The organism is Arthrobacter sp. 10L424 (assembly GCF_056395325.1).
This window is the reverse complement of record NZ_JBFTJH010000004.1, coordinates 49,410-62,639: the sequence shown is the minus strand read 5'-3', so window position 1 is coordinate 62,639 and position 13,230 is coordinate 49,410. Positions and strand designations below refer to the sequence as shown.

10 protein-coding genes and 3 tRNA genes are annotated in these 13,230 nt (G+C 67.3%); 2 read left to right on the top strand and 11 right to left on the bottom strand.

What is annotated here, in order from left to right; all coding sequences use genetic code 11:
* Positions 1–244: 244 nt before the first annotated feature.
* From AC1DC5_RS10015 to AC1DC5_RS09995, 5 genes are all read right to left on the bottom strand, one after another.
* A tRNA-Ile gene (locus AC1DC5_RS10015) sits at positions 245–318 on the bottom strand.
* Positions 319–395: 77 nt separating this feature from the next.
* The gene (locus tag AC1DC5_RS10010) at positions 396–1,592 is read right to left on the bottom strand and encodes a glycosyltransferase (RefSeq protein ID WP_441405549.1); all 1,197 of its coding nucleotides are present in this window, start codon (positions 1,590–1,592) and stop codon (positions 396–398) included.
* 79 nt (positions 1,593–1,671) lie between these two features.
* A complete protein-coding gene (locus AC1DC5_RS10005; RefSeq protein WP_441405550.1) occupies positions 1,672–2,601 on the bottom strand; it encodes a DMT family transporter in 930 nt (309 codons plus the stop codon).
* On the bottom strand, positions 2,601–3,236 hold the full coding sequence (locus tag AC1DC5_RS10000; protein WP_476865034.1) for a CDP-alcohol phosphatidyltransferase family protein: 636 nt from the start codon (positions 3,234–3,236) through the stop codon (positions 2,601–2,603). Before AC1DC5_RS10000 ends, AC1DC5_RS10005 begins: the two co-directional genes overlap by 1 nt.
* 55 nt (positions 3,237–3,291) lie before the next feature.
* Positions 3,292–4,200 (bottom strand): phage holin family protein, encoded by a 909-nt coding sequence (locus AC1DC5_RS09995; protein ID WP_476865033.1) that lies wholly within the window; start codon positions 4,198–4,200, stop codon positions 3,292–3,294.
* A gap of 184 nt (positions 4,201–4,384) precedes the next feature.
* On the opposite strand from AC1DC5_RS09995, the gene AC1DC5_RS09990 reads away from it, so the two are divergent.
* Positions 4,385–5,608: a multidrug effflux MFS transporter gene (locus AC1DC5_RS09990; protein ID WP_476865032.1), complete on the top strand. Its 1,224-nt coding sequence runs from the start codon at positions 4,385–4,387 to the stop codon at positions 5,606–5,608.
* A gap of 660 nt (positions 5,609–6,268) precedes the next feature.
* Positions 6,269–6,676, top strand: coding sequence for a hypothetical protein (locus AC1DC5_RS09985; protein ID WP_441405554.1), 408 nt, complete (start codon positions 6,269–6,271; stop codon positions 6,674–6,676).
* Positions 6,677–6,752: 76 nt separating this feature from the next.
* Here the strand turns inward: AC1DC5_RS09985 and AC1DC5_RS09980 are convergent.
* The 6 genes from AC1DC5_RS09980 to AC1DC5_RS09955 form a co-directional block, all read right to left on the bottom strand.
* Positions 6,753–6,825: transfer RNA gene (locus tag AC1DC5_RS09980), tRNA-Asn, on the bottom strand.
* A 136-nt stretch (positions 6,826–6,961) separates the two neighbouring features.
* Positions 6,962–7,034, bottom strand: a tRNA-Asn gene (locus AC1DC5_RS09975).
* A gap of 160 nt (positions 7,035–7,194) precedes the next feature.
* A complete protein-coding gene (dnaG, locus tag AC1DC5_RS09970) occupies positions 7,195–9,144 on the bottom strand; it encodes a DNA primase (protein ID WP_441405555.1) in 1,950 nt (649 codons plus the stop codon).
* Positions 9,145–9,196: 52 nt separating this feature from the next.
* Positions 9,197–10,486 carry a deoxyguanosinetriphosphate triphosphohydrolase gene (locus tag AC1DC5_RS09965; RefSeq protein ID WP_441405556.1) on the bottom strand — a complete coding sequence of 430 codons (1,290 nt, stop codon included), beginning with the start codon at positions 10,484–10,486 and terminating at the stop codon, positions 9,197–9,199.
* Positions 10,479–11,660, bottom strand: a complete 1,182-nt coding sequence (gene dusB, locus AC1DC5_RS09960; RefSeq protein WP_476865031.1) for a tRNA dihydrouridine synthase DusB — start codon at positions 11,658–11,660, stop codon at positions 10,479–10,481. Before dusB ends, AC1DC5_RS09965 begins: the two co-directional genes overlap by 8 nt.
* 64 nt (positions 11,661–11,724) lie before the next feature.
* The gene (locus tag AC1DC5_RS09955; protein WP_476865030.1) at positions 11,725–13,203 is read right to left on the bottom strand and encodes a YibE/F family protein; all 1,479 of its coding nucleotides are present in this window, start codon (positions 13,201–13,203) and stop codon (positions 11,725–11,727) included.
* Positions 13,204–13,230 lie beyond the last annotated feature (27 nt).

Sequence of the window (13,230 nt, the reverse complement as noted above, 5' to 3'; positions counted from 1 at the left end):
AGCGACCAGAATGGCGCGCGCTTCGCGCCAACGGGATGTTACTCACCAGTAACTTATCGCAATCAGGAGAGACACTGCAAGTGACGGAGGCCATGTGGAGGACACAATCCCGGCGTGATTCCCCACGGGACGTTCCCAGTGCGCCGGCGGCGGAGCCGGGGAACGAGAAGGGAGCCGGGCCGACGTCGGAACATCGGCCACGGCTCCCGTGGACGCGGGTCCCCTGCAGGGTTCCGCGAAAATGTAGGGCTACTCGGACTTGAACCGAGGACCTTAGGATTATGAGTCCCGCGCTCTAACCAGCTGAGCTATAGCCCCTTGCACCCGGAAAACCGGCCCGGCCAGGGCCGGATGGTTCCGGGCGAAAATCACTCTAACAATAGTAGTGGCCCGGTTCAGACCACGAGGTCGTCGTAGCTCGCGCCGCGGTAGAGATCCTCGAAGGACTGCAGGGTGCGCTCGATGCTGTGGTTCTCCACGATGCCCCGGCTCGCCTTGCCCATGGCCGCCAGCTCAGCCGCAGGGAGCGACAGGACGCTGACCATCTTGGCCGCGAGGTCGTCGCTGTCATTGGGCGTGAACAGGTAGCCGTTTTCGCCGTCGCGCACCAGGTGTGGCAGCGCCATGGCGTCCGCCAGCAGCACGGGCGTGGAGGCAGACATCGCTTCCAGCGTCACGAGTGACTGCAGCTCGGCCGTGCCGGGCATGCAGAACAGGTCCGCCGCGATGTAGGCGCGGCGGAGTTCGGCGTCGGTCGCCAGTCCCAGGAACTTGACCCGGGCCTGCAGGCCGAGCCGCTCGACCTGGGCCTCGAGGCCAGGCCGCACCTCGCCGCCACCGACGATTTCGAGATGGACGTCCAGTTCCTTCGGTGTCTTGGCAACGGCGTCGATCAGCACGTCGACATGCTTCTCTTCGGCGAGCCGGCCGGCGAACAGGACGGTGGGGCTGCTGTGGCGCGCCACTTCCTCACCGGGCTTGAGTTCGTAGGCGGCGGAGTCAATGCCGTTGGAGAGCGGCAGTACCTGGCGGAGGAAGGCGTGCTGGTGCATCGCTTTGGCCGCCAGCGGCGTCGGCGTCGTGACGACGTCGGCCTGGCCCATGACCTTGCCCATGTCCTTCCAGGAAATGCGCCCGACGATGTCTTTGAACCACTGCGGGAACGGAAGGAAGGGGTTCAGGTTCTCGGGCATGAAGTGGTTGGTCGCAACAATCCGGATGCCGCGCTTGACGGCTTCGTAGAGCACGTGCTCGCCGATCATGTAATGGCTCTGGATGTGCACGACGTCCGGCTGGATCCGGTCGAACAGCAGGCTGATTTCCTTCTTGATCTCCCACGGGAAGGTGATCCGGAAGTACTCGTGCGTGGGAACTGAGTGCGAGCGGATCCGGTGGACGGTGCCTTCCTCGCAGAACTCGGTGTAGCTCTTGCCCTTGTCCGGGCGGCAGGCCAGAACGTGGACATCGTGTCCGCGCGCCGTCATTCCCTTGGCCAGGCGGTAGCCGAACATGGCAGCGCCGTTGACGTGGGGCGGGTAGGTGTCCGCGGCAATCAGGATGGTCAGCGGGTGCTGGTGGTCAGGCATGGTCACGGGGAGAACTCCTGGTGGTCACGGTGCGGTCAGCTGGAACTGTAGTGGCCGGCTGGCCCTCGGCGCAGGCGTACCGGGCCTACTGCTGAAGTCTGGTTTTGTCCGGGGATACCCGCCCCGCGGCCTTGCGCGCGTCCTTCTTGCGCTTGGTGACTTCGGGGTGGTGCCTGGACAAGGCGATCACTCCCACGATAGCAAGCAAACCGGCCGCCCCCATCGCAATTGCGGTGACGGCGTGGACATCCGGGCGCAGCTCGCCGAGGATCGTGATGCCGATTCCTATGCCCACGATCGGGTCGATCACGGTCAGCCCGGCAATCACAAGGTCCGGCGGGCCACCGGAATAGGCGTTCTGGACGAACCACGAGCCAAGGACGCCGGCGGCCACAATCGCGACCACCGAATACCACGGCACATTCAGCACACCCAGGCCGTTGGGATCCAGCAGGTGCTTGCCGATGATGCGGGTCAGGACGGCGACGAAGCCGAACAGGATCCCCGCGCCAAGGATGTAGATGAAGGCGCTCATCCGGTGCCGGAACACCAGGGCGAGCGTCCCGAACAGCCCGACGGCCAGGGCCAGCAGAAGCACAACCGTCAGCTCGTCGGAGGCACTGACCTGGTGGTTCTCCTGGGTCACGTTGACCGCCAGAATCACAAACAGGGCCGAACCCGTGACGCAGGCGGAGATGGCCACCACCGTGGCCCGGTTGATGCTCAGTCCCTGGTCCTTGGCGTTGACGATTGTGGTGATGACAAGGGCGATCGCACCGATCGGCTGCACCACCGTGAGCGGTGCCATCACGAGGGCGACGGAGTTCAACGCCATGCCCACACACAGCAACAGCAGACCGAACACCCAACGCGGATTGCGGATCAGGCGCAGCATGCCATGGTTGCTGAGCGCCAGTCCCCCGGTGTCCGCCTTGACCGCACTGCCCTGGCGCTGGGCGCCGAACGCGAGGCAAAACGCGCCAAGTACAGCCAGCAAAACGGCGAACCACATCATCAGCGGGTGCCGCCGTCGACGTCGAACTTGTTGCCCTTAATCATTTTGCCCTTGCGGACGATGGCCCAAACGTAGTTGTACGCGGCAATCCAATGCCCCACGAGCCCCAGCCCCAGGAAAATCCACGCGGCCACTAAGTACACATCGGCGCCCGGGACCGGGAGTGCCGAGACGACGAGCAACGGCGTGCCGACCAACAGCAGCGCGGTCCGGATCTTGCCGATTCTGCTGACAGGCAGGTCGGGGTGGCCGCGGAAGTAGAAGAGCGACAGGGCGAGCAGGATGGCGTCCGGGATCAGCAGCGCCGCGAGGTACCACCACTCGACCACGCCGGCGATTACGAGCGTGACAGCAACCGCGATCAGCGACAGCCGGTCGGCGATGGGATCCATGACCCGGCCCAGGTTGGACATCTGGTTGAACCGGCGGGCGACGTAGCCGTCCACCCAGTCGGTGCTGCCCATGACCGCCAGGACAAGGGCGGCGTAACCGTATTCCTGGACCCCAAGGACCAGCCAGACGAACAGCGGTACGCCGAGGAACCTCACTACGGTCAGGACGTTGGGGACGGTGAAGATCCTGTCGTGGTGAATCTGAGCCTGACCAGGCCGGGCACCAGCGCCAATAAACTTCATCCAGTCCCCCTTTCCGTGGCCGACAACGAGTCGGCGTTGCAGTTCAGCAGGCTGCCTAGCCCTTGAAGAGTCTGCGCAGCAGGAACACCAGGGCAGCGGCTGAGGCGGTGAGAGCGACGAGGGGCTTCCACCGCTGGCTCAGCTGGTCGGTCACGCCCGCGCTGTCTCTGCCGGCACCGGCCTTGGAGGCACCGGCCGACGTCGACGGACGCTTCGTGGCGCGCGCGGCCGAGGAGCGGAAGCCGGCGACCTTGCCGCTGAGCTGTTCCTTGCCGTCCTGCAGCTTCACCTGGGCAGCCGCCAGCAGCGCCTGGGCCTGGGTCTTGACGTCGAGTTCCTCGTTGAGTTCATCGCGGACGCCGGTGAGGTGCGTGCGGCGCTGGTCCAGCCGGCGTCGCAGTTCAGCTTCGGTGGGCGGCGGACCGAGGTCCGGTTCGGCGGCCTTCTTGGCTTCCTTTTCAGCCTTGGCCTTGGCCTCGGCCTCCGCTTTGGCGGCCTTGGCTGCCTTGTACTGCTCGGAATCCGGGTCCAGCACGGCGGGATCGAAGGCTGAGCCCTCCTTGGCGATGCCGAGGTCGTACTTGAGGCCACGGATGGTGTCCTCGGGAACCAGCGGCATGGCCTTCTTGAATTTGCCGACCCCCACCAGACCCGCGATCGCGGCGATCAGCAGGAAGACAGCACTGACCAGCAGGGCGGCGAGCCAGGCGGGCATGATCGTGGCGAGGCCCATGATGGCGGCAACGATGAGGCCGACGACCAGGAAAGCGGCAAAGACCAGCGCGGCGGCGAGGAACGCGGCGGCAACGCCGACCGCGATGCCCTTGCGTTTGAGCTCAACCTTGGCAAGAGCGATCTCGTCGTTGAGCTGCCGCGGAGCCAGTTTGAAGATCAGTTTGAGGGTTCTGGGCAGCGTGGAAATGCGCAGCACCCCATTTGTCCCGCCGGTGTGACGTCCGCTCATCGGTCCCGCCTAACTGGTTACATCCATGATTCCGCGTTCGCGGGCTTGCCGGTCTGCGCAGCTTCACGCACACCCCGGTGTCAAAACTACCATTCAGGCTCCGGGCAGGGGCGCGGCGGCGGGCTGTGGCGCGCCCCCTGCCGCACACCCGATCAGCTGAATGCGGGCCCTAGGATTGACCTCTGTGACTACACCCACCAATCCCGGCGATTCGCTGAGCCGCCGCCGCAAGCTCCTCTACATCTTGATGCTCGGCGCGCTCACCGCCCTGGGGCCGTTCACGGTGGACCTGTACCTTCCGGCCTTCCCCGCGCTGGAGGAGAGCCTGGGCGTCTCCGAGGCGGCCGTGCAACTGACGCTGACCGGCACCACAATCGGCTTTGCCCTGGGCCAGCTCGTGGTTGGCCCGCTGAGCGACAAGTTCGGCCGGCGGATGCCGCTGATCCTGGCCACTGCGGTGCACATCATGGCTTCCCTTGGGGCGGCCCTGTCGACCGACATCACGACGCTGGGCTTCTTCCGCGTGCTGATGGGCATTGGCGCTGCGGGAGGCGGCGTGGTGGCCATGGCGATGGTTCGGGACCTGTTCAGCGGATTCGCGATGGTGCGGATGTTCTCGCGGATGGCCCTGGTGAACGGCCTGGCTCCGATCCTCGCGCCGGTGATCGGTTCGCAGCTGCTGCTGTTTATGCCGTGGCCGGGGATCTTCTTCTTCCTGGCCGCCTATGGGACGTGCGTCCTCATTGCCGCGGTGTTCGTGGTGCGCGAGACGCTTCCCCGGGAACTGCGGGGAAAGACCGGCATGACTGCCCGCCAGCGGTATGGCGTCCTGTTCGCGGACAGGATCTTCGTCGGGCTGCTGCTGGTGGGAGGAATGAACTTCGCCGGCCTGTTCACCTACCTGTCCGCGTCGCCGTTCCTTTTCCAGGATGTCTACGGTTTCAGCCCGCAGCAGTACGGCCTGCTCTTCGGCGTGAATTCCCTGGGCATCGTTGCGGGTGTGCAGACCAGCTCCAGGCTCGTGCGGAAGGTCCCGCCGCAGTGGATCCTGGCCGGCTCCACGGCGTGGATGTTCCTGATGGCCTTGTTGATCGTGGTCTTCGACCAGCTGGGCTTCGGGCTGTGGGGCGTCATGGTGCCGCTGTGGTTCTACATCCTCGGCGCCGGTTTTACGTTCCCCTGCGTCCAGGTGCTGGCGCTGGCCAAGCACGGCGCACAGGCCGGCACAGCTGCCTCCCTGCTGGGTGCAGCCACCTTCCTGATGGCAGGTCTCATCTCACCCGTGGTGGGCTGGTTCGGCGTCACTTCCGCCACCCCGATGGGTGCCGTCCAGGCCGCGTGCATCTTCCTTGCCGCGGCTGCACTCTGGCTAGTCGTCAGGCCCCGCACCGTCCCGCCGATCCAGTAGCCCGGCTTCCGCAGGCCGCCGTTGGCACCGGCCGCACCGGCCGGTCCGTGGCCGCCCGGTCCGCACCACCAGGCCCGTGGACATGCTCAGTCTCAGCGCACGGGAATGGACATGAGGGCACTATGTCCATGCTTCGACCCCAGCGCGGGACATGTCCGCCGGCGGACCGAGGAGGGCTGACGCGGGAACATCGAGCCGCAGTCCGGGCCCAGGCGCTCCTGCCCAGTTACACGTCCTAAGAACGCTCCCGGACCCGGACTAAACCCCGGAATGTCGCGGGCGGCCACAGATGCCCCTGGCAGTAACTGGGAAGGAGCGTCGGGCCCTGGGACGCGAGGCATGTCCCTTCCAGCAGGCAGGCCCAGGCAAGGTGTGCTGAGACTCTCCGGGAGGACATGTCCAGTGGTCGCGGCCACGGGCGGCATATGGGGACCATGTCCAAGCGCCTGCCTCACCATAGGGCATGTCCCCTCCAGCAGGCCCAGGCAAGGCTCGGCGCGACTCCCCCGGGAGGACATGTCCAGTCCTCGCGGCCAAGGGCGGGCCTATGGGGACCATGTCCACGCGCCTTCCTCAGCGTGGGGCATGTCCCCGGGGTGTGCTGCCGCTGGTGCTTCCCGGCCCTGTTCCAGCCCCACGCTGGGCGATAAAGTTGTTGATGTGCCCCACTGGCAGGATCATCCGCCCCTACCCGCCACGTGGCAGCGGTGCGACGCCGGCATTCTGCCACTGTGGTGGGATCGCTTGTGCAGTCAGACCAGCCAGCAGTCTGCGGCGCTCTTTGCGGCCGGATTGTTTACCGAGGACCGGCGGCGCCCGATCGCCCAGTGGTACAACCCGGCCTTCGATTCGGCCCTTCTGGTCGCCCCCGAGACCTCCCCCGAGTGGCCTGTGCAGCGCTTCGGCATCTTCTACGCCCCGGCCGGCGGCGGCTTCACCCAGATCCACTCCGCCCCGCACGAGTGGCACCCCCGCGAGCCCCGGAAGTCCCCCACCGAGCTCGAAGCCTTCCAGGGTGCCGTGGCGGAGGCCGAGCGGTTTCTGCAGGTGGAGATGTACTTCGTCTGAGAACGAACCTGAAACGCCGTAAGAGGGCATAAAAAAGGTCCCGCAGCCGGTTTTCGCCGGCTGCGGGACCTGTCCGCTCCTCCTGCTGGACTTGAACCAGCAACCCTTCGATTAACAGTCGAATGCTCTGCCAATTGAGCTAAGGAGGAATGAAGCAGGTATGACATTAGCAAAGGTTTTGCCGCTTAGGAAATCGGCCCCGTTTCCTCCAGGCCGGATCCCGGAGATACCCCCTCCGGGTATAAAAAAGTCCCCGTCCCGGTAACCCGGAACGGGGACTGCGCGCTCCTCCTGCTGGACTTGAACCAGCAACCCTTCGATTAACAGTCGAATGCTCTGCCAATTGAGCTAAGGAGGAATGAAGCGGATATAAGCCTAGCAAACACCCGGCCGGGAAGTGAAATTGCCTCCCGGACGGGAGCACACGGGACAACAACTCGGGACAACAGCATGGGGCATCAGCGCGGGACAACACTCGACAACACGGGACACCAGTGCAGGACACCAGCGCAGGACTGTCAGGCCTCCGAGCGCAGGGACCGCCGTTGCATCTCGAGCTCCATGAGCTCGCGGTTCAGCCGCTGGAACTCCTCCGGGTCGGAAGACGCATCCAGGCGCTGCAGCTGTCCCATCTTTTCAGCCTTGACCCTGGTGATCTGCAGCTCGAACAGGCGGGCCAGGATATCCCGGCAGTAGCGCAGGACGCCGTCGGCGGTGCTGGCCGGGAGCGGCACCACGGACAGCTCGGACACGAGCGGACGCAGCGGCTCGGGAACCTCCTGCAGCAGTTGTTCCACCCAGCGCACGGGGTCACCCGTGAGCGCCAGGCCGTTGGCCCGGATGGCCTCATGGATAGCCAGGTACGCCGGCGTCGAGAACCTCGCCTCGGAGAACCGCTGCCACGTCTCACCTTCCAGCATCCCGGGCTGTTGCAGGGCAACCTCCAGGGCCTGCCGTTCCATCGCTGCCACAGGGTCCCGCGGATCGGGCCGGTTGAAGGACGGCAGCACGGGCGACGGCGGCAAGGGCGCAACCCCCGGCGCGGATCCCCCGCCGTACCCCGACCCTTGGCTGCGGCCCTGGCCGTTGCCCGGACCCTGGTAGTGGCCGGAACCGCCGTTGCCCGACGGCGGCTGGGCGGCACGCTTGGCGGCCGCCCCCACCGCCCGGCTGACCTCCTCGACGGGCATGCCCAGCCAGCCGGACAGTTCCCGGGCGTAGGCAGGACGGATCCCGGCGTCGCGGATCTGGGCCACCACGGGGGCGGACTCCCGCAGGGCGGCGACGCGGCCCTCGACCGTGTCCAGGTTGTGCCGCTTCAGGGAGGCCCGGATGGCGAATTCGAACAAGGGACGCCGGGAGCCGATCAGGTCCCGGACGGCGGCGTCGCCCTTTGACTGACGCAGCTCGCAGGGGTCCGCGCCAGTGGGCTCCACGGCCACGTAGGTCTGCGCGACGAAGCGCTGGTCCTCTTCGAAGGCCCGCAGGGCCGCCTTCTGGCCGGCGGCGTCGCCGTCGAACGTGAAGATGACCTCGCCGCCGCTGCCGTCGTCCGAGAGCAGGCGGCGGGCAATCTTGATGTGCTCGGTGCCGAACGCCGTGCCGCAGGTGGCGACCGCCGTCGGGATCCCGGCGAGGTGGCAGGCCATCACGTCGGTGTAGCCCTCCACCACCACGAGCTGGCGGTCCTTGGCGATGTTGCGCTTGGCGAGGTCGATCCCGTAGAGAACCTGCGACTTCTTGTAAAGCGCGGTCTCCGGCGTGTTCAGGTACTTCGGACCCTGGTCGTCCTCGTAGAGCTTGCGGGCACCGAAGCCGATCGTGTCCCCCGCGATGTCCCGGATGGGCCAGATCAGCCGGCCGCGGAACCGGTCGTAGATACCCCGGCCGCCTTCGGAGAACATGCCCGTCAGCTTGAGTTCGGGATCGGTGTAGCCCTTCCCGCGGAGGTGCTTGAGCAGGGAGTCCCAGCCCTGCGGGGCGTAGCCGACGCCGAACTGGTCGGCTGCCGCGCGGTCGAAGCCGCGTTCGTGCAGGAAGTTGCGGCCCTCGGTGGCCCCCGGGGTCAGCAGCTGGGCGCGGAAGAACTCATCCGCGAGCTTGTGGGCATCGAGCAGGCGCTGCCGCCGGCCCACGTCCTCGCGGTTCGGGCCGGAGCCGCCGTCCTCGTAGCGGAGCTCGAAGCCGATGCGGGCGGCCAGTTTTTCGACGGCCTCGTGGAACGATGTGTGGTCAAGTTTCTGCACGAAGGAGATGACATCGCCGTCCTCGCCGCAGCCGAAGCAGTGGTACCTGCCTACCTGGGGACGGACGGTGAACGAGGGCGAGCGCTCGTCGTGGAACGGGCACAGGCCCTTGTAGGAGCCCAGCCCGGCGCCCTTGAGCGTCACGTAGCCGTCAACGACTTCCTTGATGTCCGTCCGCTGGCGTACTTCGTCGATGTCTTCGCGTTTGATCAGGCCGGCCACAGTGCCATCCTAGTACCCGGGTACGACGCCGCCGGGCCGGTTATGGCGCCTGTCACCACAGCGACGGCAGGCTGCCCACGAGCCGCTCGTACATGGCCAGCGCGGAGCCGTCGGTCAGCGACGCGACCTGGTCGATCACGACGCGCAGCCGCGCGCCGTCGTCCGGGGCGTCGCGCCAGTCGGCCGCGAACATCGGCTCCAGATGGCGGTCGCCGGTGGCGCTCAGGGCCGTCACGAGGGCGTGCAGGACCTCGCGCTGGCGTTCGTAGATGGGCTGCCGGTGTTCGGTGGTCATCACGAAAGTGGTGGCCAGGCCCTTCATCACGGCGATTTCCATCACGGTCTCGTCCGGCACGATCAGCTCCGCGTTGTAGCGGGTCAGGTTCTCCGGGCCGTAGACCGCGCGGGTGGACGCGAGCGCACTCTGGCAGAACCGGCCGATGAGCTGGCTGGTCATGTCCTTGAGCGCCGCCATCGACTTGCGGCTGCCGTCGGCCTCGCGCACCCAGACGCTGGTGGCTTCGAGCCGGGCGAGGGCCGCATCAATCGCGGCGGGGTCGTTGTGCGGCAGGTACCACTGCTTGGCGTACCCGACCACGCGGGCGCGGTGGTCCGGGTTGTCCATCCAGCGGAGCTGGAAGTGCCCGGCGACGATCGCGTCCTCGACGTCGTGCACGGAATAGGAGATGTCGTCGGCGAGGTCCATGACCTGCGCTTCCAGGCAGGAGCGGCGCTCCGGGGCGTCCTCGCGGATCCAGTCGAAGATCGGCAGGTCGTCCTCGTAGGCGCCGAACTTGCTGGTCCGCTCGCCGTGGATGACGGGGGCGTTCGCGGCCGACCACGGGTACTTCGCCGCAGCGTCGAGGCTCGCCCGGGTCAGGTTCAGGCCGGCCGGCCGGCCGTCGGCAGTCACGACCTTGGGCTCCAGCCGCGTCAGGAGACGCAGCGTCTGGGCGTTGCCTTCGAAGCCGCCGATCGCGTGCGCGACCTCGTTCAGGGCCGATTCGCCGTTGTGGCCGAAGGGCGGGTGGCCGAGGTCGTGGCTGAGGCAGGCGGTGTCCACGACGTCGGGGTCGCAGCCCAGGGCGCGGCCCAGTTCGCGGCCCACCTGGGCCACCTCGAGGCTGTGGGTCAGGCGGGTCCGGACGAAGTCGTCGGTGTCCGGGGCCACGACCTGGGTTTTGGCGCCGAGCCGGCGCAGGGCCGAGGAATGCAGCACCCGGGCGCGGTCGCGTTCGAAGTCGGAGCGGTACGTGGACTTGGCCGGTTCCTCCACCCAGCGGGCGGAGTCGCGGGCCACGTAGCCGTCCAGCACGGGTGCGGTGGTCCTGGTTTCAGCCACCGGACACGTCCAGTTCCGCGTGGCAGATCTCGCGCGACTGCTCGGCGTCCATGCTGCGGTCCAGCAGCCAGTCCTTGGGCAGTGCGGGTTTCTTGGGCGAGCCAGCCCGGCCGCGGGGGCCCTCGGCGTCGACGCCAGGGTACGGCGAGTCAAGGTCCAGCTGGTCCAGCGTCCCGCGGAGCACTTCGAGGCTGGTCACCATCGCCAGTTTGGTCCGCAGTTCGCTGCCGACCACGTAGCCCTTGAAGTACCAGGCCATGTGCTTGCGGATCTCCCGGAGCGCCTTGCCTTCATCGTTGCCAAAGGTCTCCACCATCAGCTCGGCGTGGCGGTACACCCCTTCGGCCACCTGTCCCAGGCTCGGTTTGTGGCGCTCGTCGCTGCCTTCGAAGGCGGCCATGAGGTCACCGAAAAGCCACGGGCGGCCCTGGCAGCCGCGGCCCACCACAACGCCGTCGACGCCGGTCTCGCGGACCATGCGGATGGCGTCCTCGGCGGACCAGATGTCGCCGTTGCCAAGCACCGGAATGTCCGGCAGCGCCTCACGCAGCCGGGCGATCGCGGACCAGTCGGCCTGGCCGGAGTAGAACTGCGCGGCGGTGCGGCCGTGGAGGGCGACGGCGGCGACGCCGGAGTCGCGGGCGATCCGGCCGGCGTCGAGGTAGGTGAGGTGGTCCTCGTCAATGCCCTTGCGCATCTTGATGGTCAGCGGGACGTTGCCCTTGGAGGCTTCTTTGACCGCGGTCTGCACGATCGAGGTGAACAGGTCGATCTTCCAGGGCAGGGCGGACCCGCCGCCGCGCCTGGTCACCTTGGGCACGGGGCAGCCGAAGTTGAGGTCGATGTGGTCCGCGCGGTCTTCCTCGACGAGCATGCGGACGGCCTGGCCCACGGTGACGGGGTCCACGCCGTAGAGCTGGACGGACCGGACCTTTTCGTCGTCGTCGTGGGAAATGATCCGCAACGATTCCGGGGTGCGCTCCACGAGGGCACGGGAGGTGACCATCTCCGCGACGTACAGGCCGCCGCCGTATTCACGGCAGAGCCTGCGGAACGCGGAGTTGGTGATGCCCGCCATAGGAGCCAGGATCACGGGGGTGTCCACCGTGATCGGGCCCAGCTTCAGGGGCGGGAGTTCCAGCTTGGGGGCAGGAGGGGTAGCTACAACAGTCACCCGTTCATTGTCTCAAATCCGGGCAAATCGGCCGGATCCGCGCCAGCCATGTGGAAATCCGGCATTAGTCCCGCGGGGCGGCGCGGCGTCCGCGGCGTCCCGCCGGCGCCGATTCGAAGGCGTCGGCGGGCGCGACGACGTCGTCCCGCCGGCGGTCGGCGTCGTCATCGAGCCAGCGGCCGCCGTCGTCCGCAGCAGCACGGGCGGCGCCGGCGCCGGCAGCCTGGCGGCCGGTGTTGCCGACGACGTCGTCCCCGCTCCCGGCGTTCCTGCGGCCGCCGGCCACGCCGCCCAGTGCCTTGATCCCGGTCGCCTTCACGACGAGCACGGCGATCAGCGTGGTGACCGGGATCGCCAGGACCAGCCCGACGGAGCCGACGAGCGTGCGGATCACTTCCTCCGAGAGTTCGGCGCTGGTCAGGGCATCGCCGAGCGGCCGCTCGTAGAGCATCACCAGGATCAGCACGGGAAGGGCCGCGCCGGCGTAGGCGAACGCGATGGTGTAGACGGTGGAGGCGATGTGGTCCCGGCCGATCCGCATGGCGGAGGTGAAGAGCTGGCGGGCGGTCGTTTCCGGGGCCAGTTCCCAGAGTTCCCACACTGCGGAGGACTGGGTGATGGTGACGTCGTTGAGGACGCCCAGGCCGGAGATGATGAGGCCGCACAGGATGATGCCGGAGATGGAGATGTTGTCCGAGACGTTCGCGAGGGCGGCGGAGTCGTGGCTGCCGACGCCGGCGAGGTTGGCCGCGTCGGTGGCCCAGGCCGCCAGCAGTGCGGTAATGGCAAGGCCGAACATGGTGCCCAGCAGCGCCGTCGAGGTCCGGGCGGAGAATCCGTGGGCGAAGTAGAGCACCCCGATCATGATCACCGTGGATCCCACCAGCGCCAGCAGCAGCGGCGGCTTGCCCTCTACCAGTCCCGGCAGCATGAAGGACACCAGCACGCCGTAGGCCCCAACGAGCCCGATCAGGGCCCGCAGCCCGCGCCAGCGCGCCACGGCGATCACAACGACGGCGTAGAGCACAGCCAGGAAGATGATCGGCAGGGTCCGGACGAAGTCCACAAAGACGTAGGCGGGGGTTCCCTGGGCTTCGGAGCCCTGGACCTTGGAAAGGTTCAGGTAGCGGATGTTATCGCCGGCCTTCACACCGTGGGATTTGGCGACGTCGGGGTTGATGACCACCTTGACGGGATTGCCGCCCTTGTCCGGGTCAGTGAACGCAAAAGTGCACTGCGACCCCTGCTGCGCTGCAGCGTCGGCCCCGGCCTGTCCCTGCTGGACGTCCATGCAGCTGCCGGTGACAACGCGCTGGATCTTTCCGGTATCGAATGTGACCCCCGGCGCGGCCGCATAGGGGCTGGCCAGTGTGATGCCTTCCTTGCTGCCCGAGGGCCACAGCAGTGCCATCGCCACGAGCGTGAGCAGCGTCAGCGGGATCAGGACGGCGGCCAGGATGAGGTTGGCTTTCTTCCGTGCGGCGAGCGCCCGGGGCGTCGGGTCCGTGTGCCCAAGCGGAGCGTGTGAATGTCCGGCGCCCATCAGCAGTTCAACCTCATGCCGAAGACT